The 1,579-nt window shown below is 66.1% G+C and carries 2 protein-coding genes; both read right to left on the reverse strand.

Translation table 11 applies throughout. The annotated features are described in order from the left end of the window. Nucleotides 1-66: 66 nt before the first annotated feature. On the reverse strand, nucleotides 67-666 hold the full coding sequence (locus AQJ27_RS51370; RefSeq protein ID WP_067385999.1) for an SMI1/KNR4 family protein: 600 nt from the start codon (nucleotides 664-666) through the stop codon (nucleotides 67-69). A gap of 62 nt (nucleotides 667-728) precedes the next feature. Further along, nucleotides 729-1,528 (reverse strand): IS5 family transposase gene (locus tag AQJ27_RS55420; protein ID WP_425275300.1). Its coding sequence is split into 2 segments (ribosomal slippage): nucleotides 729-1,187 and nucleotides 1,190-1,528, totalling 798 coding nucleotides; the frame shifts between segments, so codons are not numbered across the junction. Nucleotides 1,529-1,579: the final 51 nt, after the last annotated feature.

Consider the following 1,579-nt stretch of genomic DNA (forward strand, 5'->3'; position numbering starts at 1 on the left):
AAGTGGTCGTCTCGTTTGGCTCTCCAGGCGACGTGGGGGTGTCCGTGACTGTTGTGGTAGGCAGGGTTACATGCCGCGCTCCGGCCCGCTCCAGGGCTCTGGCCGTTCGCCGGCGGCCATCGGAAGTCGGCGCAGTTGTACCGGGCCGGGATAGAAGGCTGAGGTGTTGGGGCCAGCCATGTCTTCGCCGACGAGGTAGCGGTAGAGCCATTCGGCGAAGCTCATCTCGTACTGCGCCCAGCCGCCTTCCCCGTCTTCGACCAGGATCCCGGAGAGCGTGCCGTCCGCAGCCGTGAGGAACAGCGTCTCGCCTCGGTCGGTGCTGGCGATAGGCCACAGTCCGTCGCTGGTACCGAAGCTCAACTCCGTGAGTCCGAACAGCAGGCGAGGATCCTCATCCGCGTCAAGGTCGTCCCAGGGAACCTCGGACCAGGCACGGGCCGTGTCCTGAATCCAGTCGCCCAGATTCCAGGGTTCGGTCGCGGGGTGGTGCATGGACAAGTGGCAGTTGAGCTCGATGGGGGCGTACGCGTCCACGAGGGTCTGGTAGTCGTTCGGCAGCCGGATGCCGAGCTCTGCGTGGAGGCGGTTCCAGGCGGAGGGGTCCGCGTAGCGGTTCTGGGCCTCGCCGAGCATCGCCATGACTGCGGGCAGGTAGTCGATCATGGCGCTCCTCGCTGCCGGGTCGTCTTTGCAGCAGGATCATCCCAGCTCGGAGGTCTCACTGGTCAGGCTGTCAGCCTGCGATAACAGATCAGGGCAGCGGCGATGCCAGCGAATGCCAGGAAGTGTTCGGCCTTGCGCTCGTAGCGACGATGCAGGCGGCGGCACCCGGACAGCCATGCCACGGTGCGCTCCACGGTCCAACGGTGCTGACCAAGGCGCTGGGAGGATTCGATGCCCCGGCGCGCGATGCGCGGCGTGATGTTGCGGGAGCGGAGCCATGTGCGTAGCCGGTCGAAGTCGTAGCCCTTGTCGCCGTGCAGCTTGGTCGGTCGACGGCGGCTCGGGCCGCGGCGGGAGCGGATGGGTGGGATGCCGCGCACCAAGGGCTCCAGCCCTTGGCTGTCGTGGGTGTTCGCAGCCGAGATCCCGATGGAGAGGGGCAGACCGGTCCGCTCGGTGATCAAGTGGATCATTGATCCCTTCTTACCGCGATCTACGGGATTCGGACCCGTCAGGTCCCCCCTTTGAGGGCTCTCATGTTCACTGAGTCGATCGCGCACCGCGACCAGTCCAGTCCGCCACGTGCGCCGAGCTCGTCCAAGACCAGGCGGTGCAGCTTGCCCCACACTCGAGCTCGGCTCCACTCTGTGAAACGGAGGTGCGCGGTCGCCCCAGACGGCCCGAAGCCCGGTGGCACTTGCCGCCACGTGCAACAACCGGTCTTGGCCACGAACACGATGGCAGCCAACACCAGTCGGTCCCCGTAACGAAGTCGCCCTCCGCCTTGCGGTCGTACCGGTGCTGCCGGAACCACCCGCTGGAACAACTCCCACAACTCGTCCGGCACCAGCTGCTCCACCATGGCCCTCACGGCGGTCAGCCTAGTTTTCAAGCCAGTTGAGACGACCTCTAA

The organism is Streptomyces olivochromogenes (assembly GCF_001514115.1).
Taxonomy (GTDB): Bacteria; Actinomycetota; Actinomycetes; order Streptomycetales; family Streptomycetaceae; genus Streptomyces; species Streptomyces olivochromogenes.

Coding starts and splice junctions, on each gene's coding strand:
- AQJ27_RS51370 (WP_067385999.1), bottom strand. CDS start 666: ATGATCGACTACCTGCCCGCAGTCATGGCGATGCTCGGCGAGGCCCAG.